The organism is Candidatus Nitrospira nitrificans (assembly GCF_001458775.1).
GTDB lineage: Bacteria > Nitrospirota > Nitrospiria > Nitrospirales > Nitrospiraceae > Nitrospira_D > Nitrospira_D nitrificans.
The window spans coordinates 69,461-92,348 of the sequence record NZ_CZPZ01000007.1 but is presented as its reverse complement, the minus strand read 5'-3'; the positions used below and the strand labels follow the sequence as shown (position 1 = coordinate 92,348).

At 56.8% G+C, this 22,888-nt stretch carries 14 protein-coding genes; 2 read left to right on the top strand and 12 right to left on the bottom strand.

Annotated features, from left to right (window positions below; all coding sequences use genetic code 11):
• Positions 1–17 precede the first annotated feature (17 nt).
• The 5 genes from COMA2_RS05935 to COMA2_RS05915 all read right to left on the bottom strand — a co-directional run bounded on the left by COMA2_RS05935 (position 18) and on the right by COMA2_RS05915 (position 8,590).
• Positions 18–518 carry a metallophosphoesterase family protein gene (locus COMA2_RS05935; RefSeq protein WP_217490642.1) on the bottom strand — a complete coding sequence of 167 codons (501 nt, stop codon included), beginning with the start codon at positions 516–518 and terminating at the stop codon, positions 18–20.
• Entirely contained in the window at positions 515–1,660 is a 1,146-nt protein-coding gene (locus COMA2_RS05930) for a M48 family metallopeptidase (protein ID WP_139077099.1), read from the bottom strand. The genes COMA2_RS05935 and COMA2_RS05930 overlap by 4 nt, the downstream gene beginning before the upstream one ends.
• A 109-nt stretch (positions 1,661–1,769) precedes the next feature.
• Positions 1,770–2,453: a TIGR00266 family protein gene (locus COMA2_RS05925; RefSeq protein ID WP_090895535.1), complete on the bottom strand. Its 684-nt coding sequence runs from the start codon at positions 2,451–2,453 to the stop codon at positions 1,770–1,772.
• A gap of 157 nt (positions 2,454–2,610) precedes the next feature.
• Positions 2,611–4,044, bottom strand: coding sequence for an amidohydrolase family protein (locus COMA2_RS05920; protein ID WP_217490641.1), 1,434 nt, complete (start codon positions 4,042–4,044; stop codon positions 2,611–2,613).
• A 343-nt stretch (positions 4,045–4,387) separates the two neighbouring features.
• Positions 4,388–8,590, bottom strand: coding sequence for a tetratricopeptide repeat protein (locus COMA2_RS05915; protein ID WP_090895531.1), 4,203 nt, complete (start codon positions 8,588–8,590; stop codon positions 4,388–4,390).
• 752 nt (positions 8,591–9,342) lie between these two features.
• On the opposite strand from COMA2_RS05915, the gene COMA2_RS05910 reads away from it, so the two are divergent.
• Together COMA2_RS05910 and COMA2_RS05905 are read left to right on the top strand one after the other, a co-directional pair.
• The gene (locus COMA2_RS05910) at positions 9,343–10,860 is read left to right on the top strand and encodes a secretin N-terminal domain-containing protein (protein WP_090895530.1); all 1,518 of its coding nucleotides are present in this window, start codon (positions 9,343–9,345) and stop codon (positions 10,858–10,860) included.
• A gap of 247 nt (positions 10,861–11,107) precedes the next feature.
• Complete coding sequence (locus tag COMA2_RS05905; protein WP_090895529.1) at positions 11,108–11,461, top strand: PilZ domain-containing protein; 354 nt, start codon at positions 11,108–11,110, stop codon at positions 11,459–11,461.
• Between the two features lie 174 nt (positions 11,462–11,635).
• Here the strand turns inward: COMA2_RS05905 and COMA2_RS05900 are convergent, their stop codons facing one another.
• The 7 genes from COMA2_RS05900 to COMA2_RS05870 all read right to left on the bottom strand — a co-directional run bounded on the left by COMA2_RS05900 (position 11,636) and on the right by COMA2_RS05870 (position 22,854).
• On the bottom strand, positions 11,636–12,481 hold the full coding sequence (locus tag COMA2_RS05900; RefSeq protein WP_090895527.1) for a hypothetical protein: 846 nt from the start codon (positions 12,479–12,481) through the stop codon (positions 11,636–11,638).
• 538 nt (positions 12,482–13,019) lie between these two features.
• On the bottom strand, positions 13,020–13,892 hold the full coding sequence (gene sucD / locus COMA2_RS05895; protein ID WP_090895525.1) for a succinate--CoA ligase subunit alpha: 873 nt from the start codon (positions 13,890–13,892) through the stop codon (positions 13,020–13,022).
• 599 nt (positions 13,893–14,491) lie between these two features.
• Entirely contained in the window at positions 14,492–15,670 is a 1,179-nt protein-coding gene (gene sucC / locus COMA2_RS05890) for an ADP-forming succinate--CoA ligase subunit beta (protein ID WP_090895524.1), read from the bottom strand.
• A 184-nt stretch (positions 15,671–15,854) separates the two neighbouring features.
• Positions 15,855–17,438 carry an FAD-binding protein gene (locus tag COMA2_RS05885; protein WP_090895522.1) on the bottom strand — a complete coding sequence of 528 codons (1,584 nt, stop codon included), beginning with the start codon at positions 17,436–17,438 and terminating at the stop codon, positions 15,855–15,857.
• A gap of 123 nt (positions 17,439–17,561) precedes the next feature.
• Positions 17,562–18,281 (bottom strand): 2Fe-2S iron-sulfur cluster-binding protein, encoded by a 720-nt coding sequence (locus tag COMA2_RS05880; protein WP_090895521.1) that lies wholly within the window; start codon positions 18,279–18,281, stop codon positions 17,562–17,564.
• A gap of 76 nt (positions 18,282–18,357) precedes the next feature.
• Entirely contained in the window at positions 18,358–20,586 is a 2,229-nt protein-coding gene (locus tag COMA2_RS05875; protein WP_090895519.1) for an NADP-dependent isocitrate dehydrogenase, read from the bottom strand.
• Between the two features lie 24 nt (positions 20,587–20,610).
• A complete protein-coding gene (locus tag COMA2_RS05870; RefSeq protein ID WP_090895518.1) occupies positions 20,611–22,854 on the bottom strand; it encodes an aconitate hydratase in 2,244 nt (747 codons plus the stop codon).
• Positions 22,855–22,888 lie beyond the last annotated feature (34 nt).

Sequence of the window (22,888 nt, the reverse complement as noted above, 5' to 3'; positions counted from 1 at the left end):
GTTGCCGGTCAATCGGCCTAAGCCACCTGATCTCTCAACCGAATATGTTCGGTCGACAGCCGATCTCCGATCGAGATCGTTCCTATCATCCTGGGCAACGTGAATCGCCTCGGCCCCGCTGACCCGGGATTGAACAGCAACGTGTCGCCGAGCCATTCGCGCTTTGGCTGATGCGTGTGGCCAAAAATACAGATGTCCGGCCTGGTACGATCGAGAAACACTCTTCCCTCTTTGGTCAGTTTTCCGGCCTCAAACACGACATGTCGGACCGCGATGCAGAAACCATTCAGCTTGATGATCGCCTCGGTCTGAAAACCGCTTTCTTCGTATCCATCCACATTGCCGGACACGGCCGTCACGGGCGCCATCTTTTCGAGGTGTTCGATGACCGATCGATTGCCGATATCGCCGGCATGAATAATCCGATCCACGCCACGAAAGTGTCGCATGATCGCCGGATCGAACAGCCCGTGCGTATCGGCAATGACACCGAGACGGATCATCCGCGCAGGGTTCATGGAGGAGTACTCGTCGGTGCGTCCTGCGAGACTCGGACTTTTGCCCACTCGAATGTAAAGGGTTCCGGGGTCTGCTGCGGCATATCGGCGAGCTCGGCTTTCAGGCGATCCGCTCGCGCGCTGCTCATCGGATGGGTGGAGAACCACTCGACCCGTCCCTCGTCTTTTTCAGCCAGCCGTTGAAAAAACGTGATCATGCCGGACGGATCGATCTTCGCGCGAGAGAGCAACGCCAGGCCGGTGAGATCCGCTTCCGTCTCTTGAGCGCGACCGAACTTCAGCGTCATCAGTTCGACACCGAGCTGCTTCATCGCCCCGCCCAATCCCGGCGGATTTCCCAACACGATCGAGACGACGGCCACAAAGCCCAGCTGCTTGATGATCCGTTCGAGTCCGTGCCGCTGCAGCACATGGTTCAGCTCGTGCGCAAGGACCCCGGCGACCTCCTCGCCACTCTCCGCCTTGTTCATTAATCCGGTAAAGACGACGACGTACCCGCCCGGCAAAGCAAACGCATTCACGACGTCGCTTTTCACGACGGTCACCTCGAAGGCATACGGATTCTCCGGAATCTGGCGGGTCAAGCGATGGGTCACCTCGTTGACCGCCGACACGGCGGGGCCTTCTTTCATAACCTCCTGGCGAGCCAGGAAATCATGATAGGCCGATTCGCCCAACTTCCGCTCCCACTCGACCGGAATGCGATCGACGGCGAGTTCCACCAGCACATCGCTTCCAAACCACAGTCCGAGCACGACGACCAAGAAGACGCTTCCGACAATAGCCCACACCATCCGATGCCGTTGCCGCACCTGACGGACTTGTTCGGCGGCTCGTTCGAGCGGCCGGCTCAGATGATCGGGAGCCGCTTGACGGAAGGCCCGAATCACAGCGGGGCTTTTGAGATAGAGTGTCCGCTGCCCTTTCGGCCCCACCCATGTGGCCACGAGCTGATCATGATCCAACCCTCCTGCGGAAACCGTCAGGTCGGAAAACAGCAAGGATTCAGATCGGCTCTCGGCTCCATCACGATCAGGGGGGAACGTGATTGTCAGTCCATGACCCTCAACATGAACCAGACACGGGGCGCCGCCGGCTGGAAATTCGTCACCGAAACAGAGCGCGTTGGGAGGGATGGTCATCGAATGATCGTCATCGGTCAATCGTCATCAGTCATTGGTGAAGAGCGGTCTTGCCCTTGAGCATGACTCTCTCAATTTTTCCAACTGACCAAGGACCATTGACTCGCCATTACTCCGATACCGGAATGAACTGTCGCACCCACGCGCCGAAACTGCCTGGGTTGCGGCTCTGAATGAACACGATACCCGGTCCGCGAAATCGGCAGACAAAGCCTTCGCCTGACGTGAAGCTGGCCACCCACCCAGAGGTAGCTTTCTCGATGTTGTATGACGTGGTGGTGGACCAGGCCACCAGATGGCTATTGTCCACGATATATTCCTGACCCGGCTTCAACTCGAGCTTGTGAATCGCTCCAAAACTGTTCAGGACGAGCATCCCCTTGCCGCTCATTTTGAGGATGAAGAACCCCTCTCCGCCCAGCAAGCCGCGGCTCATACTCTGCATCTGACTATCGATCGTAATGCCGTCCGCTCCGGCAAGGAACCCATCTTTCTGCACCATGTACTCATTGACGCCATCGAGCTCCAGTACGACAATCTCCCCGGGCACGGTCGGCGCGAGCAACACGTCGCCGGCGCCCCGACTCGCCCGCAGCGTCTGAAAGAAGAACTTTTCTCCTGTCAGAAACTTTCGCGACAGCGCTCCTAAAAACCCTCCCTCCATCTTGCTTTCAATATCGATGGTCGGCGAGCAGGCCACCATCGCGCCCGACTCGGCTTTGATATGCTCCCCCTCCGCCAGCTCGACACGCACCATCGGAAACGCACCGGGATACAAGATTTCACTTTTCATCCTTACTTCTCCTTATTCGTTTTCTCTTCACCTCTGCATGGGCGAAGCAGGTCGATGTCTCGTTGCGCGCATGCACCGAGCACCGCCCATCATCCGACTTTCAAATCGGACCTGCGTGCGCGGTGCGCGAGCAGAAGACACGACCTGCTTCGCCCATTCACCCCGCCACCCATCCGTACGCTCTTCGGCTCGGCTCCGGCCCCTCTTCCAGATAGCTCATCCTCAGCCGGCCCAAGGCATCCTTCGGAACCTCGCGTCGTTTCGCCTCGACATCGACCCCGAACACTTGGGCTGAGTTGAATCCAAACACCTGTTCCTTCGCCCGCCTCGTCAACGGCTGATACTGATGCGTCTCGATCAACTGGTCAGGGATCTGAAATCGCCGAAAGGCTTCAATCTGCCATTGCGGTGTTCCATACCAGATCGAGTCGGTTCCCCACAGGACATGATCCATGCCGAACGAACGGATAATCTGCCCCAGCAGATGCGCGCAGATCAATGGGTATGTGGTCACCAGTTGCGCGAAGGTCGAACCCAGCTCCATATAGATATTGTGAATGCCGGGTTCCTGCTCCTTTATCCGGCAGAACTCCGTGGTCCATGGGATTTCACCGGTCTTCGCAAAGACTTGCTCGATCGAAGCCACGCTCCGAAACCCGGCGTGATACACCACAAAGGTGAGATCTGGGAAGTCTTTGGCCGCCTTGATCAGATCTCTCGGATGGTTGTAGTCCGGCACGGGACCGAGGGGGAGTCCCTTATGGACACAGATCCGCTTCACGTTGAGCTTTCGCGCCTGCTCCAACATCGGATAGGCAATGTGTTCATCGTCCATTCGCCAGCCTCGGTCGAATCCCTTCGGACAGGAACCGGTGTAGCATTTCCAGGCATCGACCTTGAGGGTTTCCGCCTGCATGGCCATGAATTCCAAATCTGCAGCACCGAGCTGAGGGGTGGCCAGACCATGGGCCAACATCCGTTGCGAGCCGGCCAATCGATTGATCTCGTCACGAATGTGGGCCATTTCTCTTGGCGGAACGACGGCTTCCTGCGGATAGGGACCTGGCGGGGTGCTGATCAAGCCGACGCTGGTCTCGCTGTCGAAAAACACTTCCTTCACAAAACTCTTCCAGGACAGATCGTCGAGCGTGCCTCGATCACCCGTCAGTTTCGGATTGAGTCCCATCTCGCGAATGTACTTTCTCAACGACAGCAGAGCCTGTTTGGAAACAGCCCCCTTCCGATCGGCTTCGGCATCGGAGAGATCGTAATGCGAACTGACGTAGTGGGTCTGCACATCAAAAATAAAATACGGATTTCCCTGCTGCTCGGCGAACGCCGCTGTCTCGAACAGCTCGATGTCCCCGACATTGAAAAATCGACCGAATACGGAATTCATGGCCAGGAGCGCGGCCGCCATACCACCCGTCGTCCTTACAAACTCCCGGCGTGTGACTCCCTGCCGAGAAGCGGCATGTTCCACCAGGTCTCCCGATGCTTGCTCGACGCGAGCCTGCTCGGCCGTTTGGCCGATCGGAAAAAACTCCTCATTGGATACGATCCGCGTCGGAAGAGGCGTCGGAAACGTCATGCCCTTCTTCACGGAGAAACCCCATCCCATTGTTTCGGTGAATGTTCCATGGCGCCTCTGCATCTATCGGCGATGTAAACTTAACGTCCGAGCACTTTTGCCAGGATCCGCAGACTGTTCAAAAAGGCCTTTGTCCTCACCCGCTCACCCCAGCGCGCCGAGACGCGCCTTTCACCGAGCAAGGCCGCAGTGAGCGAAGCGTACTCAGTCCCGTACGTTGGCCTCTGAGCGACAGAAAAACCAAGCTGGAGGATTTTTTCAACAGCCTGCGCTGATTGTGTGGAATACTCGACCTGCTGTCAAGCAAGCGATGCCGGGCAGACCGAAAATCATGGGAAAAGACTTATCTGGACTTGGATGACGAGGCTGAGGATTTCGGCGGAGCGGCAGACATGTATCCGACAGGAATCTGCACCACTACATCGGACAGAGGATCGGCATCTTGATCTTTCCCGTCGTGTCCCACACTGTAGAGAACGCCTTTTTTCAAATTCATCAACATCGGCAGTCCCGTATACGGGTCATAGAAATTTTGCCCTGCCTTCGCAATTCGAGTGGCAAGATCACCATCGGCTGGGCCACGCCTGAGCCAGGCTTGCAAACTGGCAAGCCGGAGATGCGCATCCGTATCAACCACCAACCCGTTGTACAGATCCCACGCTGGCAACGGTTCGAGACCCACGATATTCTCGATCGGGTTGATGACATGATCCATCAGGCCGGACGCTGGGAAACGGATATAGTCTTTCCACTTCGGCAACGATCCATGCCGCCCTTCGCCGGCGGCTTTGTACGACGCGTCATAATATTCCGCATAGTCGTTGAGACGGCGCTGCATCGGCAAGGGAAGCGCCGATGCCACGATGGTGTACACCGGCTGTGCGTCGGCTCTCGCTGCTTTCAACTGCGTCTCGTAGGTCTTCGATGCGGAAACGAGTTCGCTTTGCATGGGCCAGCGTATCGAGAGTTCCCCCTGGTCAAGCGGGCGAAGGACTTTCGTGATGCGCCCCAGATATTTTCCGTCAAAGTCTGAGCCTACGAGTAACCCCGAGGCGACCGCAATGTCGTCATTGATTGCCTGTAGCGCCAGCATTTTCACCGGGAGAGTCTTCGCCTGGCTCAAGACGATACGCCACGCTTCCACATCCGTCTCAAGCCGATCGATGCCGAGATCGATACCCTGCAGAAACCCATCCGCCACATGGAGTTGGTGGGAAAAGCCCACCGCAGGACAGGGCAAACTCACCGTCTGGCCATACCCCCAGTCTTCAAAGGGAAGCTTTTGCCACTGACTATATCGATTGAGCGCCGGCGCGTGCAGGTTGCCCCATTCCTTGATGGCCTGCTGATGGGACTTGAACGCTCCGACAGGATCCGGACTACGAACCCACCCTCGCATGACGGTGGCGGAGGCATTCGATCCCTCCATTATCCTTGAGCCTGAGCTCCCAAAACAGGCTAACGCCGACCGGCCATCGTTGGGCTCAGGCTTCCGATCATATCCCGCCTGTATCGGATCGTGATCGACCGACACGTCAAACCCAACGAGGAACAAGTAGCCGTTTTTCTTGAAATCCGACAGGGTCCGTTGAGGAGTGGTCGTGAGACTTTGGAAGACCGGAGAAGGTGATTCTTCCATGATGATCCAGGTCAGTCCGATGGCACCGACCCCTAAGGCAATGAGGATCCCCGAAAGGATCACCAATCCTACGCACGTCACCACAATGGCGCGCGTAGTCGAAAAACATGAGCTGACAAAGCCGGCAATCGCCAAGCGGGTTCGGGCCAGCGCCGAACTGGTTTTTCGTCTGGGGTGGGACTCCGCGACATGTTCTCGAGTCTCAGTCGCCCTGACATTTTGGGACGACTCAAAGAGCACATCAACAGCGGCAGCCACGGACATAGCCCGGCTGACGTCCTGCCGTTCTAAACTCGTCGGCGGTGCCGGTGCAACCGGAGCAGCGTGAGGTTGTTCGACGAATCGAATCGACTCTCCTGCTTGGTCCGACTGCTCTTGTTCAACACCCGATTCAGGACTAGGCGTGCGCGCTTCAACACATGCCGTCCCCTGGGGTTGCGGGTCATGAGCCTGTACCGCAGCCTGCTCTCTTGCGGGTTGAAGAGATTCTATTAGTTCCTGCGGCGATTCCCATATTCTCTGTTGTATTTGCAGAGGGGCTGGAGGCGGAATCTCATCGGTTACCTTGCTCAGTGTCTCGCAGGTAGGTTGTGCCGAGGCGGCTGAAGACTCCTGAACGGGACTCTGAATAGTTGCGCTCGCACAATCATCTTCCACGCTCACGAGGAAGTCAGCGCCTTTCGACGGAACTTCTGGGGGAGATATCACAGCGTCTGCTACTGGTTCGTCCGCGACAACCGGCGACCCAAGGGCTGCCGTAGGAACTTCCAGCGGCGGTCCATCGATCGTCTGAACGCTCAGGACTCGAAACTGCGGTTCAGACTCTGCCGGAACAGAGCCCTGTTCGGTCTCGAATGCGGTGTGTTCCAACTCGGCAGCAGAAATTTTCAGATCGGGCAAAGCCGTGGTCTGTGGCGTCTGCGCGATCGAGAACGAAGCTGCTTCTTCAACGGAGGTATCCAGTGAAGACAGAGGTTGAGTCAGGCTGTCACTCACCATTGGGGGCAATTCTGCTTCAACTGGATGAGGCGAGGGATTTCCCGCCGAATTCAGACTCTCGGTCAGTGGAGGATCGACCTGCGACGGTGAAATCGAAATGACCGACTCCTGAACGTGATCCCAGGGCATCGGCGCAATGGGAAATCCTACAGAGGTGTGATCTCCGAGCGAAGTCGATTCTTCACGCTCTGGAATTTCAACCGCTTGGTCGTCTAACACTTCTTCCTGGTGACGCGCCGCCGCTGCCCCCGGAGGCGAGGCTTCCTCGACATGCGTCTCGATGGATTCCGGCGGGGAGGCAGGTGCCGAATGCTCACTTCCGAACTTCCATGCACTATTGAATACGGATTCCCAGGAGAAACCTGGTTGTTTCCATGGTTCTGGAACCTCTTGGCCTGAAACCGGCTCTGGGCTCGATGGACTATGCGCGCCCGGAGGCTCTTCCGCCAGTACCTCTATTGGTTCGTTCTCGACAGGTTGTCGCAGAGCGGACGGTCCATGCTCAGTCTCTAACGGTTCAACCGTTGACCGTTCCGTTTCCAAGAATGTAGACACTGCTATCTCTTCAATCTGGGATGATGGCATGAGGCTGATATCTTCGACAGGCTGGATCAGACTCAGCGGAGCGTCCGGAGCAATGGTCAAGTCCGTGGGCGCAACATCCGTCGATGGGCCCCCTGCATCAACGGGTGCCCTTGGTTCAGCCTCAGGCATCCATCCGTCTTGTTCCTGATTCTTGAGAGCACCACCGGATGACGCCATCGGATCTTTCGGATCTGGCGCCTGCTGTGTCTCGACACTCCCAACCACAAGGGCGGATATTGCTTTCACTTGAGATGGGGACGTACCACCGGGATCTGCCGCAGGCTGTATCGAACTCAGCAGCTCATCCTGAGCTGTGGTCGAGTCCGTGGGTGCAATATCCGTCGATGGGGTAATCGCATCAACGGAGGCCTCGGATTCGGTCCCGACCAACCCCTTGTCCGGTTCTTGCGCCGTGATAACACCATCTGCTGACACGAATGGGGACGCAAGCGAATGGGAACTTCCGAGATCAACCTGTCCGGAAAGATCATCTATTTGCAATCCTGAAAGAACACTCCCACCTTCATCGGTGCGAGATTCGCCCGATGCCGCACGTCCCACCTCACTCGTGCTGCTCACAGCCTGCGCTTGTTCTCGTACGGATGGGTCAGAAGGCGGCAATATCCCATCGAGCGTGTGAACTTGAGGTGTCGGAAAGTCCCTGACTGTTGGCGGGGTAAGCGATTCTGAGGAATCGGTTACAGCGGCCGCGTTGGGAAAATCGGGCGCCGTCACCAGAGAATCCTGGATCTCACCTGGCATCACCCCAGCCATCGGCTCAGGACCAGCCCCTCCACCCTGACCTACCTCAGGCATGTCGAGTGATGGGGCGTCGATCGATTGTCCAGAATCGACAGGCCGACGGACTAACACCTCGCCGGTTTGCGCGTCAAAGAAGGACGCCAATCGAAATGCCACCGGGCTCGCGGGCGCAAGATTCCGTATTTTGTCGTAGAGCTGGGAGGCATGCTGTGGCTGGTCAGGGTCCGGGTCTTCGATCAAGATGTCGATCGCCTTGCCGAACTCAGCCACGGCCTCGAGGATATCTCCTTTCCCCTGATAGAGTCCCCCTAGCTTCTCCAAGAACGGCACACATCGCGGCCCGGCCGCCAAGTATTCGCGGAGTAGCGATTCCGCGAGCCAATAGTCCTGGCGCTGAAACGCTTCATCGATGAGTGAGTCAAAGGCTTGTCTCGCCGGGATCAGGCTCCCGAGACGAAGGTGGAGAGTAGCGAACAGCCGCCGCGCCTCCATGTTCTGCGGATCGAGCGCGAGTAATTCCTTCAGCGCGGTAGAAGATCGCCCATATTTTCCGGCATTCATTTGGGTGATGGCTTCCTCAAGAAGAGCGCTCTTCCTGCTGTAGCCCACCACACCACGCTTGTGAGCGCGAGAGGCCTGGGTTTTATCTGATTTTAAAGGGGATTTCTTATTTACGCGCACGCTACAACCTTAGCAGATCCCGACACCGCCTGAGCCTGCGCCAGCGGCCCATTCTGCTCTTGCCGACGCTTGTGAAGTTGGGTAGTGACCCAGGAGCGAAACCTTTAAGGGGTTTGCAATCCCAATGCCTCACTCATCCAATGGTTCTTCACGCCAAGCTATTGAAAAGTCATGACTTACCTGCGGTCATTTCTTGCGGTTCATCCGTCTATCCAATTTTGGACAGACCGTTGCCTCACCAATTTGCACAATGGGAGGAGAGGCAAATCCGATAGATGAAGAGTGACCTGATCGATCCGCTTACGCATGGTGCGGCCAGGGTCGTCTCGCCCACACCCGTCACCATCTCTGTATCGGAGTATTGACATACATACTTAACGATCGGCTCAGGATCGTGCCTCCACAGCCTGGAAGGGATGGCCGGCAGCAAGCGCCCTCTTCTCTGGATATGCGCGGACTGGGCACTTTTCAAAGACATCGGCATGGTTGTGTCTTTTGACACACCTATGGTACGGTCAGGCTCACGTACACCGCATCAGCTGATGCCACGGAATCAATAGTCCATCGTGCAAGCCCGTCCAATATCTCGTCGTCCAGCGAACACAACCAGGAATTTTGGCATCTGCCTGATCTTGGCGCTTCTGTTCTTCTTAGCCTTACCTCCGCCTCTCTTTTCGCAAAGCGCGGGAGGCCACCAGACAAAAGTCGCATTGGAATTTAACGAGGTCGAGATCCCTGTCTTCGTCCGGTTTATCAGTGAGCTCACCGGAAAGAACTTTGTGCTGGATGAGACGATTAAAAAGCAGGGTGGAAAAGTATCCGTCTTTTCTCCGACCAAAGTTTCATCGGACCAGGCTTTCACCATGTTCGTCGCGGCGTTAGAAGCAGCCCGTATCGCTGTGGTTCCGAAAGGAGGGAACCTGTATCAAGTGGTCCCCATGGGTGATCTTCCTCCGGAGCGAGGGGTGTTTGTCTATAAGCTGAAACATGCCAACGCGACTGATCTCGCCGCCGTCCTTACCAATTTGGTGGCGCGATCACAAACAGTGGCGCAGATGACGCCCGGCACCAGGCCACCCGTCAGACCGCTGACGGAATTTGAGGCTCCCGTCCAAGTGTTTGCCGACAAGGCGACCAACTCCATCGTGATCAGTGCAACCAAACTCGCCTGGAGTCATCTCCAAGCCGTCATTCGCGACCTCGATATCCGGCGCAAGCAGGTCTTCGTGGAGGCGGTGATCCTGGAGGTCCAAGTGGATCGCCTTCGCCAGATCGGCACGGATCCGACGCAGGTGCTCGGCGCGGGAAAATCTGGCTTCGTACAGGGAATCGGCGGGTTCAACAGAGCGCCGGAAGACCTGGCAACCTTCGCCCAGGCGATCACTGGCGCAGCGGCCGGAGGGGCGACCGGCGGCGCAGCGCCGCTCCTGAATACGCTGAACGTGCGCGCATTCATGAACCTCCTGATGAACCTGACTGATACGAATGTCCTCTCGACACCCCAAGTGCTTGCCGCCGACAACCAGAAGGCGAAGATCGTCGTCGGTGAGAATCGACCATTCCCGACCGGCCAGGCCCAAGGCATCACAGGGGGAACGCTCGTCACCATTGAACGAAAAGACGTCGGCGTCACGTTAGAGTTGACCCCACAGGTCCTTGAAGGTGATTTGATTCGCCTGGAAATCAAACAAGAGATTACGGCGATCGCGGAAAACGTGGCTCAGACCATCGGCTCTGGCACAGCAAGCATCCCCGTCGGACCCACCACGACGAAGCGATCCATGGAAACCACGACGGTTGCGCAGGATCAACAGACACTCGTAGTGGGGGGACTAGTGCGCGACAACATCACACTCAGCGAAAGAAAAATTCCCCTATTAGGAGACATTCCATGGCTTGGATGGCTGTTTAAATCTCAGTCTCGTCAGATCGAGAAGCTCAATCTTCTCGTCTTCCTTACTCCCCACTTAGTCCGCGACGATGCAGACGTGGTGGAACTGAATGCCCGGAAGGCGAAAGATATCAATATCCTGCAACGGGATAACCGTATTGAAGAACCTACGAAACTCAAGCAAGATGTCCTGGAACGGCTCGAACTCCCGTCAACAGTCCCTCCTTCCTCTTTGACGGATAAGCTCAATAAACCCTAACTGGGCGCTTAAAAAATCCACCTGCCTCGTTCTTCCGCCTACGCCGGAACGTCTTGGCTCGCCAAGGCCGTACAGGTGACCAGCAATCTTGTGAGCATCCTGAGGTTCTTTTGGCATGAGCACCAGCTCAACAGCCTCTACTAGCCATCCACACAGTACTTTCAACCGAAGTAGGCCCTACGCCCCCCTCCGAGGAATGGCCCATGGCCGGCTACCTGGATAGACTGCACCTACGGAGGACACAATCATGGCTGACACAACCATTAACTGGCGAATCCATCCTCGGCTGCCTGTGACCTATCCTGCAATATTTGGAGGCGCTCCATTCGTTGGAGAGGGGGTGGTATCTGATTTGTCCATTGCAGGCTGTGCCGTCACCTGTGAGCGGACCGTCCTCATGGGGAGCTATATTAAGCTGAGTGTTCTTCTGCCGGATCCAACCACATCCCTATTCATCGAGCTGGGAAAGGTCCGCTGGGTCAAGGAACATACCTTCGGCGTCGAGTTCATTCGCGTCCCGATGATGACCCGTCACCGATTAGATCGAGTGGTCTCTCAAGAGCTGGCCCTAGACGTACACCTTTCCCCAATAGTCGCCTAGCTCTACTGTCACTCAGTACTGCTCATATCAATGCGAGGAGTTCGGCCTAAAGATCAGCCGATCTCATACTCTGTATGTGGAGGGGAAAACGGGTGGAGGGAAAGGTTGGAATTTACACTCAGCTGCACACCCTACCTTCCTGTAGCAGGGTGTGCACTGAAACTGTGTACGAACCTACGGCTTCATATCAAAGTGCAGCGACAAGCCCGCATGCACACTGATCGTTCTGATCGTGGACGAATAGTCATCTAGAAATAGATCGCCTGTAGAAGAAAACAGGGGTGTGTTCACCCCAAACCGATCCGTCCCCAGGCCGCTGTGTTCGGCATGAAGATACTTCGCCTCAGCAAAGGCAGCCAGGTACTTGAAGAGAAACACCTTAAACCCGCCCTTTGCCTGAAACGCGACAGTCGTATCCCGTTGGTCACTGATGGGCGCTGCAAACGAAGCCCCGAGGGTTCCACCTGGCTTAAATGCCATCTGATGCGCTCCTCCCCCGATCCCGACGTACGGAAACCATCGCCCGTTGGGATAGGCCTCGGAAATCGCCATCGGTCTTCGAATCATGAGATTGAAGCCCACGTAGATACCCTGCATCTCAGTCGTGGTGCCCTGAAACGTTCCGTCTGGGAGAGTTACCCCGTTAAAATTTTCCCGACAGCAGGCCACGTCCGGATACCAGATATAGCCCTCGATTTCACCACCGAGATCGAATCCTAACAACTTGTTCCTGGTGGGAAACCAAAGCCCCGCGTTGCCGCCGATCGATTGTTTCATCTGATAATCGACATCCCTGTCCACATCTCCGTTACGAAACGTGGCATCCTGACTAAACGGTATTGCCACGCCCGCCATAAATGACAGATAGGGCTCGAACGTCCCGGAGGACATGGTTGGAGGATCAGGCGAGGTCGCATAGGGATCGGCGACCCGTGGGTTGGACGGATCTTCCGCCCGAGTGACCTCAGCGTAGCCAATGACACAGAGAAGGCAAACGATCGCCGAAATTCTCGTTTTCATTCATTGCCCTCCAAAAGTAAAGAAACATATTCTTCGACGAATTTTGATCGCGAAATCTGAGATCCGTCAGTCTATCGGTGATGGCCAGCGAGGCGATGCGAGACGATCGCGTCTTCGTTACGCCCGAATTGATCCCCGGTTCGGCTGTTGCGGTTATTGGCATGAGAGTCCAATTATCCGCCTCCAGAGCGATCATGAGGGGATGCTCTTCTCGCGTCGTAAGGCGAACGGCGCCAACAGTAGCAACCCCGCGTTCATTTTTAAAAATAGATAAAACGGATTGGAGTTATCGGTAAATCCAATACCCCATCGAACAGGGCAGTGGCGATGGATGAATCGACTATTTCCCCAGCCTTCACTCACAGTCATTACACATCGTGCTTACATGTGGCAGGGCAACATAACAGCGAACAACTCATTGAAAGATATGATAATCGTCATACCCGCCTCACTAAGCAGAGGCGATGGACGGCCGTAGAGATAAGGCTCACGAAGTAGTGGCGGAGAAGGATGCCTACGGAAGAATGGACTTGGAAAACTACCGTCCCAACGCTTTTTTGACCGCCGCACCGATCTCAGCTGGATTCTTGACGACTTTGACTCCAGCCGCTTCCAGGGTTTTCATTTTTTCGGCTGCCGTCCCCTTGCCACCTGAAATAATCGCTCCGGCATGGCCCATGCGGCGGCCAGGAGGCGCCGTGATGCCGGCGATGAAGCTGATGACCGGTTTCTTGACGTTCTTCTTGATGAACTCGGCCGCTTTTTCCTCCGCATCGCCGCCGATCTCGCCGATCATGACAATGGCTTGGGTCTCCGTGTCCTTTTCAAACAACGGTAAGACATCCACAAATCCCGTGCCGTTCACCGGATCGCCACCGATCCCAACGCAGGTCGTTTCGCCCAACCCCAACGTCGAGAGTTGATGGACGGCTTCATACGTGAGGGTGCCGCTGCGAGAGACCACTCCCACCACGCCCTTCTTGTGAATGAAGCCCGGCATAATGCCGATCTTCGCTTCATCGACCGTGATGACACCTGGGCAATTCGGTCCGATCAGCCTCACATCCCGGCCGCGGAGCGCCCGCTTGACCTTCACCATATCGTTGACAGGAATGCCTTCGGTGATGCAAATGACCAACTTGATTCCGGCATCCGCTGCTTCAAGAATGGCATCGGCACAGAACGGCGGCGGCACAAAGATCAGTGAGGTATCAGCTTCGGTCTTCTTGACCGCATCAGCCACCGTGTTGAACACGGGAATGCCCTCGACTTCCTGCCCGGCCTTCCCTGGCGTCACCCCGGCCACGATCTTTGTCCCATAAGCTTTGCATTGCGTCGCGTGGAACGACCCTTCCTTGCCCGTAATCCCCTGCACCACCACTCGCGTATTTTTATTGACGAGAATACTCACGATAAACCTCTTATTCCTAGAATCAAGTAGCCGATGACTCGCGCGCTAGCGCAAACCTTTCAATCAGTTCTTCAACACTAATCTCTGCACCAGCTGACCTTCCATATCTGTCTGTCTCGAATGCTGCAAGGTGTTTGGTCGACTTCTCGGTCAGCGAATAGACTGCCCTATAGGGATTGCTCACAAATCCATATTTCTTCAACTTTGCCAGTACTGATCGCGTTGTGTGTTTGTAGTTCTCCTGTTGGTATTTGGGATGTGGTTCACAATCATGGTCCGACAAGGTACGGTACCGATGAATACCAGAATAAATGTCCTGCAAGTCGACTGACCTTCCACCCTTATAATTCAAAGCAAGAATGACTGTAGAGTACCAGGTCCTCATAGTAAGACCCATCCCTACTATTATCTCTCAGCGGCGTCAGGCTGCTGAGAGCGACTTTGCCGAAGGAGCGGGGACCCATCGAGACTCGACCGAAAAGGAAAGCGGAAACTGACCGAGTCCGCGAGGGAATTTCCGAAGGCTTCCGCTCGGTTGAGCCCGTATGGGTCGCTCCGAGAGGCAAGGGAGTGAGCGGCAGCCTGACATCGCCTTCCTCTCACGCTGCCTTGCCGGTCAATTTCACGATTTTTTGCGCTGCTTCCCAGAGATCATCAGCCACTTCCAGCTTCAATCCCGATCCGGCCAATAGCGTGCGGCCTTCCTCTGCGTTTGTGCCCTGCAACCGAACGACGAGGGGTACGGTGATCTTCACTTCCTTCGCCGCCTCGATGACCCCGTGCGCAATCCGTTCGCAGCGAACAATCCCACCGAAGATATTGATGAAGATGCCCTTGACGTTCGGATCTTTCAGGAGAATCCGAAAGCCGGCCGCCACCGTCTCTTTCGTTGCGCCACCCCCAACGTCTAAAAAGTTCGCCGGCTCACTGCCCGCGAGCTTGATCACGTCCATCGTCGCCATGGCAAGGCCAGCCCCGTTCACCATGCAGCCGATGTTGCCGTCGAGTTTCACATAATTCAGGTTGTTGGCCGTCGCTTCGATTTCCAATGGTTCTTCTTCATTCAGATCCCGCATCTTCTGCACGTCCTCGTGCTTGAAGAGGCCGTTGTCATCGAACGACACCTTGCCGTCCAGAGCAATCAAACCCTTTTCTTTCGTGATGATCAAGGGGTTGATCTCGACCAACGCTGCGTCCTTCTCCATAAACAAGCGATACAGATTCCCCAACATCTTCACGAAGGGGTTGATGACCGCCGGTTCGATGTTCTGCAGGCCCAGCGCGAACGCCACGTTGCGGCCGTTGTGCCCCTGAAACCCGACCGCCGGATCGATTGCTTCCTTGATGATCTTTTCCGGCGTGTGGGCCGCCACTTCTTCGATTTCCATCCCACCTTCGGTGCTGGCGATGAAGGTGGGCCAGCCGGTGTCGCGATCCACAAGGATCGACAGATAGAGTTCTTTTGCGATATTGGCGCCTTCTTCCATCAAGAGACGGTGAACCTGACGCCCCTTCGGACCGGTCTGATGCGTGACCAATGTCTTGCCGATCAACTCCTTGGCAAATCCGGCCACCGCGCCTTTGTCTTTGGTGATCTTGACCCCGCCGGCTTTGCCTCGCCCGCCGGCATGGATCTGCGCCTTCACGACGAAGACCGGTGTATTGAGTTCATGGGCCCAGGCGGTCGCATCTTCGGGAGAAATAATTTCCTTCCCTCGCGGCACCGGAACGCCGAACTGAGCAAATAATGACTTCGCTTGGAACTCATGCACGTTCATTCTTTACCTCTTCATTCCTGAGGACGGTGGCGTGGCATTTCTCACTGCGCGGGCTATTCTCACCAGCCCACCCTACGCGCGCCGGGACGCGCCTTTCACCCCTGCGAACACCGACCAACAACTCACGATCCGGATTGACCCTGGGTGTGCGGTGGCGAACATGAGGAATGCTCCGTCGCCGTCCTCACCCCACTTTCCTCGTATACGCCGGCAGAATCATCGGCGAAATCACGCCACTGACATGACCGTGCTTCTTGGCTTCGGCCCGGAACCGCTGCAAGTGTTTCAACGTGAGCTGACCTTGCTTCATCGATCCGACACGGCCCGCCGCCGTCAATCCGGATCGTTTGCCGTACACCATCAGGTCGAGCAGCGAATTCCCCATCAACCGATTGCGTCCATGCAGGCCGCCCGAGGCTTCACCGGCGACAAAGAGATTCTTCACATTCGTTTCCGAATTGGTATCGATCTTCACCCCGCCATTTTGATAGTGCAGCGTTGGATAGATCAGCACCGGATCTTTGCTGATATCGATCCCGAACCGTTCGAATTGCAACATCATCGCCGGAAAATGTTTTTCCACCGTGCCGGGTCCATGCTCGGCATCCAACAGCGGCGTGTCCAGCCAGACTCCGACGCGGCCCGACATCGTCCTGATCCCACGTCCTTCCTCACACTCGCGGATGATCGATGAGGAGACGACGTCGCGCGTGTCGAGCTCATTGACGAAGCGCTCGCCCTTGGCGTTGACCAGGTGACCGCCTTCGGAGCGGATCCCTTCCGTCACCAAGGCGCCGATCAGTTGCTCCGGATACACCGCCCCTGAGGGGTGGTATTGGAAGGTATCGATATGGGCCAGTTTCGCGCCCATGCGATAGGACAGGCACAGTCCGTCGCCGGTCGCGCCATAGTGATTGCTCGTCGGAAACCCCTGGATGTGCAGACGGCCGATGCCGCCGGTCGCCAGGATCACGCACTTCGCCGCCACGACCACATGCCGCTGATTATCCAAATCTTTGAAGATCGCGCCGGTACAGTTCCCTGTCTCGTCACTCAGCAATTCGATGGCGGCCGCAAACTCGAGCAACTGAATCTTTTGGTTGATGACCTCGTCCTTGAGCACTCGCATGATTTCAAGGCCGGTATAGTCGGAACAGGTCAAGAGACGGGGCTTGGAACTGCCGCCCCCCTTTTTCACATGCAAATTCCCGTCGGCCTGACGGTCGAACAGCACGCCCAGCTCCAGCAGCCATTTCGCAATCGACGGCCCATCCTCGACCATGGTCTTCAGAAGGGCATGGTCGTTCTCCATGTGGCCGCCCTTGAGCGTATCGATGAAATGCGTCACCGGCGAATCTTCAGGCGCGACGGAAATCTGCATCCCGCCCTGCGCCATCACGCTGTTCGAGTCCCCCAGCCGCAGCTTCGTCGCCAGGATGGTCTTGGCGCCGGCGCCGTGCGCATGCAGTGCCGCTGCACAACCGGCCCCGCCACCGCCGATCACGAGCACATCGCAGGTGTAGTGCGGCGTGAGATCGGCATGATCCTGGATGGAGCTGTCACCTTCGAGCAGCGTCGCCAACTCCACGACCGTCTGGTCGCCCTCGTTGGGACCGAACTTGATCGGCCGGTAGGCGCTGGCTCTGAAATCCGGATGATATTTGTGAATCAGTTGATCACGTTCGGCGGGAGGGAACTTAGGGATCGTCTGCTTGCGGCGGGCATCCCGAGTCTTGTGAACGATTTGTTGAAGCGTGTGGATGTCCATAGAGATAACGTCAAGGGATAATGGTTGATGGGTAACGGTTCATGGACAAGAGGTTACTGGAGCAAACCCTGTCGCTCCGGTTTCTTTTCCATTGACCATGGCCATTGGCCCATTAACCATGGGCTACTTCACCGTCGCACAGTGTTCGGCCAGTTCCTTCTCATTCATCTTCAGAATTGTGTTCCACTCGTCGTTGTACAGGCCGTCTTGAATTTCCTGAATGCGCACGTCGAGGCCGACCGGCTTTTCTGAAAAATGCGCGCCCTGCGCGCGACTGACGTACAGCGCCACGAGATTCGGCGCAATGTCGGCAATGCACACCGGCGTACACATGCCGCACATGACGCAGTCCATGAACATCTCGGAGACGCTCTTGAAGTCGCCGAAGACGGCTTTCCAGACTCCCTCACGCACATCGATCTTCTGCGGACACGCCTCCGTGCAGGCGTTGCAGTTCCGGCAGAGCGGCGCTTCCGGGTACAGATTAAAGAGGTCCTGCTTGGGATCTTTGAGCTTCTGAATCTCGTAGGTCGCCTTGCGGGCAGGGAAGGGAGGCATCATCGTGAAGGACATCCCGTCTTGAACCGCCATCTGACAAGCCAGGCAGGTCCGGACCTTTGGATCATCCTTCGTGCGATAGTAGGTCGCACAGGCGCCGCAGAACCCGCCGAGGCAGCCGACGCCGCGCACGACGTCGATTCCCGCATACCACATGGCTTTCACGACCGTGATCCCTTCCGGCACATCCACTTTCTTGCCGGCGATCTCGATCGTCACCAGCCGGGGTTTGAGGACCTCCGGCTGGTCGATGATGTTCTGCGTATCGATTTCTTGTGACGCCATCCCACTCCTTCAATTCGTGAAGCGTCTGACCCGGAACGAGATACGCTTCACGAATAACGCTTCACGTTTCACGTCCTCAAGCGATCGCGTCGATGATCGCGTTCAAGGTTGCGCTCGGACGCATGGCCTTGGCGGCCTTCGCATCGTCCGGATGATAGTACCCACCGACATCCTGCGGCTTGCCTTGCGCGGCCAGCAATTCGCCGTCGATCTTCTTTTCGTTGTCGCCCAGATCCTTCGCGATCTTCGTGAATCGCTCAGCGATCCGCTTATCCGCCGTTTGCGCGGCCAAGGCCTGCGCCCAATAGAGCGCCAGGTAGAAGTGGCTGCCACGGTTGTCGATTTCCCCGACTTTGCGCGCGGGCGACTTGTTGCTCTCCAGAAACTTCGCGTTGGCCTGATCCAGAGTATCGGCCAGAATCTTGGCGACCGGATTGTTTCCCACTTTCGCAAGATGTTCCAGCGAGGCCGCAAGCGCGAGAAACTCACCGAGCGAATCCCATCGCAAATAGCCTTCTTCCTGGAACTGCTGCACGTGTTTCGGGGCCGAGCCACCCGCGCCGGTCTCGAACAACCCGCCGCCGTTCAGCAACGGAACGATCGAGAGCATCTTGGCGCTGGTGCCGATTTCAAGAATCGGGAACAAATCCGTGAGATAGTCACGGAGCACGTTGCCGGTGACCGAGATCGTATCCTTGCCTTCCTTCATCCGCTCGATGGAGAAGCGGCAGGCGTCCGCGGGCGACATGATCTTGATCTCAAGACCGTTCGTGTCATGTTTCGGCAAATAGGCATTGACCTTCTTGATCAACTCGGCATCGTGCGCGCGATCCTTGTTCAACCAGAACACCGCCGGAGCGCCGGTGGCCCTGGCGCGTGTCACGGCCAGCTTGACCCAGTCCTGGATGGGGGTATCCTTCACCTGGCAGGCGCGCCAGATGTCCCCCGCTTCCACCTTGTGTTCATGCAACGTGTTGCCGGCCGCATCCACGATGCGGATCGTGCCGTTGCCGGGCGCCTTGAACGTTTTGTCGTGCGAACCGTATTCCTCGGCCGCCTGCGCCATCAGACCCACGTTGGGCACGGTACCCATGGTCTTCGGATCGAACGCGCCGTGCTTCTTACAAAACTCGACGACTTCGTGATAGATGGGCGCATAGCTCGAATCGGGAATGACGCATTTGGCGTCCGCCGCCTTGCCGTCGGGCCCCCACATCTTGCCGCTGTCGCGAATGACCGGCGGCATCGACGCGTCGATGATGATGTCGCTCGGCACGTGGAGATTGGTGATGCCCTTATCGCTGTTCACCATCGCCATCGGCGGCCGCTTCTTATAGACTTCTTGGATATCCGATTCGATCGCCTTGCGCTGATCCTCGGGCAACGCCTTAATCTTGGCATAGAGGTCGCCGAGACCGTTGTCCGGATCGACGCCCAGCTTCTTGAGCGTCTCGCCATGCTTCTCGAACACATCCTTGTAATACACGGTCACCGCATGACCAAAGATCTTGGGATCTGAGATCTTCATCATCGTGGCCTTCATATGGAGCGAGAACAGCACCCCCTTCTGCTGGGCATCCTGGATCTGCTCTTCAAGGAACGCGCGGAGAGCCTTGACGCTCATAAACGTCGCGTCGAGCACTTCACCGGCCTGCAACGCCACCTTTTCTTTCAAGACAGTGGTCTTGCCGTCGGCGCCCACAAATTCGATCTTCGCCGTGGTCGCTGCCGGAATCGTCATCGACTTTTCGTTGGAGCGGAAGTCGCCGCTCTTCATATGGGACACGTGGGTCTTGGAATCAGGACTCCAGGCGCCCATCTTATGCGGATGCTTTCTGGTATGGGCTTTCACGGACAACGGGGCCCGGCGGTCCGAGTTGCCTTCACGCAGCACCGGATTGACGGCGCTGCCTTTGACTTTGTCGTAGCGAGCCTTGACGTCCTTCTCTTTGTCGTCTTTCGGATTCTCAGGGTAGTCAGGAAGCTTATACCCTTGCTTCTGCAATTCCTTGATGGTCTCTTGCAACTGCGGCAACGAGGCGCTGATGTTGGGCAACTTGATGATGTTGGCTTCCGGCGTCTTGGCCAGCTCGCCGAGCTCCGCCAAGGCATCCTGTTGCTTTTGAGCCGGAGTCAGATACTCCGGAAACACGGCGATCACCCGACCTGCCAGCGAAATATCGCGCAGCTCCACGCTGACGCCAGCCGCCTTGGTGAAGGCGTTGATGATCGGCAGAAACGAATAGGTCGCCAGCATCGGCGCTTCGTCGGTCTTCGTATAGATGATTTTGTCTGCTTTCGCCATATTGACTCCTCTCGATATATGGGGTTAGTTCAGCGCGTTCAACGCCGAACCGGCCTTAAACCAAGTGATTTGTTGCACTGTCATGCTGTGATTGGCTTGAACCTTCACATCGCCGGCAGCCTTGTGAATGACCACCGTGACCGGCTTGCCGGGAGCCAGACTGTTCAAATCGAGCACGCTCAATCGATCGTTCATCTCGATCTTGTCGTAATCCTTCGGGTCGGCGAAGGTCAACGGCAGAATGCCCTGCTTCTTGAGGTTCGTTTCATGGATGCGCGCGAAGCTCTTCGTGATGACGGCTCGCACGTTCAGAAACCGCGGCGACATGGCTGCGTGCTCACGGCTGCTGCCTTCGCCGTAATTCTCATCGCCGACGACGATCGACCCGACGCCTTGCGCCTTGTACGCTCTGGCAATTTGCGCCATCGTAAGATTGGCTTCGCCGGTCAGGACGTTCGTACCCTTCCCCGGCTCCGACGAAAACGCATTGTTCGCTCCAAGGAACATGTTGTCGCTGATCTTGTCGAGATGTCCGCGGAACTTGAGCCAGGGACCGGCCGGGGAAATGTGGTCGGTCGTAGTCTTCCCCTTGGTCTTGATCAAGAGCGGTAACTTGTCGAAATCCTTGCCGTCCCACTTGGGGAACGGCTGCAACAACTGCAACCGTTCGCTGGTCGACGGAATGTCGACGGTCAAGTTCGAACCGTCTTCAGCCGGAGCGACATACCCCTCTTCGCCCTTCGCAAAGCCCTTGGCCGGCAATTCCTCGCCCACCGGTGGCTGAAACTTGAACTCCTTGCCGTCCGCGCCCTTCACCACCTGATTCACCGGATCAAAGCCCAGATCGCCGGTAATAGCATAAGCGGTCACGACTTCCGGACTGGCGAGGAAGGACAATGTTTCATTGATCCCGTCGTTGCGACCTGGGAAATTCCGGTTGAAGGAACTGACGATCGAATCAGCCTTGCCCTTCACCCCGTCCGCGCGCTTCCACTGCCCGATGCAGGGGCCGCAAGAGTTGGACAGCACGGTGCCCCCGAGCTGCTCGAACGTGTCCAAGAACCCGTCGCGCTTCATCGTGTGGTAGATGCGCTCGGAGCCTGGCGAGACCAAGAATGAAGCCTTCGCCTTCAAGCCGGCTTTCAGCGCCTGCTGCGCGATATGCGCCGACCGGCTGATGTCTTCATAGGAGGAGTTGGTGCAACTGCCGATGAGCGCCGCTTTCAATTCGACCGGATAGCCTTTCTCCTGCGCTTCCGCTTTCAATTTCGAGATCGGCCGGGCCAAGTCCGGCGTATGCGGCCCGACCACATGCGGCTCGAGCTTCGAGAGATCGACTTCCACGATCTGATCGTAGTACTTCTCCGGCGACTGATAGACTTCAGTGTCGGCCACGAGCAAGTCTTTTTGTGCGGTCGCCAAGATCGAAAGATCCGAACGATCCGTGATGTTCATGTAGGCGACCATCTTCTGGTCGAAAGGGAACACGGACGTTGTCGCGCCAAGTTCGGCGCCCATATTACAGATGGTCCCCTTGCCGGTGGCGCTGATCGTCTCGGCGCCGGGGCCGAAGTACTCGACGATCTTGTTCGTCCCGCCCTTCACGGTAAGCAGGCCGCAGAGATAGAGAATGACGTCTTTCGGCGAGGCCCAGCCGCTCAACTTACCGGTCAGCTTCACGCCGATGAGCTTCGGATGGAGCACTTCCCAGGGCAGGCCGGCCATCACTTCACCGGCATCGGCCCCGCCCACCCCGATCGCCAATCCACCCAACCCGCCGCCGTTCGGTGTATGCGAGTCGGTCCCGATGATGAGGCAGCCAGGGAATGCATAATTTTCGAGCACGACTTGATGAATGATCCCGGCTCCCGGCTTCCAAAAGCCGATGCCATATTTCTTCGCGGCGGACGCGAGGAAGTTATAGACTTCCTTGTTCTCATCCAAAGCGCGCGCCAGGTCCTTCTGCGAGCCCATCTCGGCGCGGATCAAATGGTCGCAATGGATCGTGCTCGGCACGGCCGCTTTCTTCTTATTCGCCTGCATGAACTGCAAGACCGCCATCTGCGCCGTCGCGTCCTGCATGGCGACCCGGTCCGGCCGCAAGGCCAACATGGCTTTCCCACGCTCCCAATTCTGGGTATCGAAGTTGTCGGCATGCGCGACGAGAATCTTCTCCGCCAGCGTCAGGCCACGGCCGAATTTCTTTCTGGCCTTGGCCAAGACATCCGGCATCTTGGCATAGAGGGCTTTGGCTATATCGAGCGACATCTCTCTCTCCTTACAGTCGGGCTCGGCACGAATC

Bases quoted from the DNA above. Each gene is read 5' to 3' on its own strand.
- COMA2_RS05935 (WP_217490642.1), bottom strand. From the start codon at position 518: ATGAACCCTGCGCGGATGATCCGTCTCGGTGTCATTGCCGATACGCAC.
- COMA2_RS05930 (WP_139077099.1), bottom strand. From the start codon at position 1,660: ATGACCATCCCTCCCAACGCGCTCTGTTTCGGTGACGAATTTCCAGCC.
- COMA2_RS05925 (WP_090895535.1), bottom strand. From the start codon at position 2,453: ATGAAAAGTGAAATCTTGTATCCCGGTGCGTTTCCGATGGTGCGTGTC.
- COMA2_RS05920 (WP_217490641.1), bottom strand. From the start codon at position 4,044: ATGACGTTTCCGACGCCTCTTCCGACGCGGATCGTATCCAATGAGGAG.
- COMA2_RS05915 (WP_090895531.1), bottom strand. From the start codon at position 8,590: ATGAATGCCGGAAAATATGGGCGATCTTCTACCGCGCTGAAGGAATTA.
- COMA2_RS05905 (WP_090895529.1), top strand. From the start codon at position 11,108: ATGGCTGACACAACCATTAACTGGCGAATCCATCCTCGGCTGCCTGTG.
- COMA2_RS05900 (WP_090895527.1), bottom strand. From the start codon at position 12,481: ATGAAAACGAGAATTTCGGCGATCGTTTGCCTTCTCTGTGTCATTGGC.
- sucC (WP_090895524.1), bottom strand. From the start codon at position 15,670: ATGAACGTGCATGAGTTCCAAGCGAAGTCATTATTTGCTCAGTTCGGC.
- COMA2_RS05885 (WP_090895522.1), bottom strand. From the start codon at position 17,438: ATGGACATCCACACGCTTCAACAAATCGTTCACAAGACTCGGGATGCC.
- COMA2_RS05880 (WP_090895521.1), bottom strand. From the start codon at position 18,281: ATGGCGTCACAAGAAATCGATACGCAGAACATCATCGACCAGCCGGAG.
- COMA2_RS05875 (WP_090895519.1), bottom strand. From the start codon at position 20,586: ATGGCGAAAGCAGACAAAATCATCTATACGAAGACCGACGAAGCGCCG.
- COMA2_RS05870 (WP_090895518.1), bottom strand. From the start codon at position 22,854: ATGTCGCTCGATATAGCCAAAGCCCTCTATGCCAAGATGCCGGATGTC.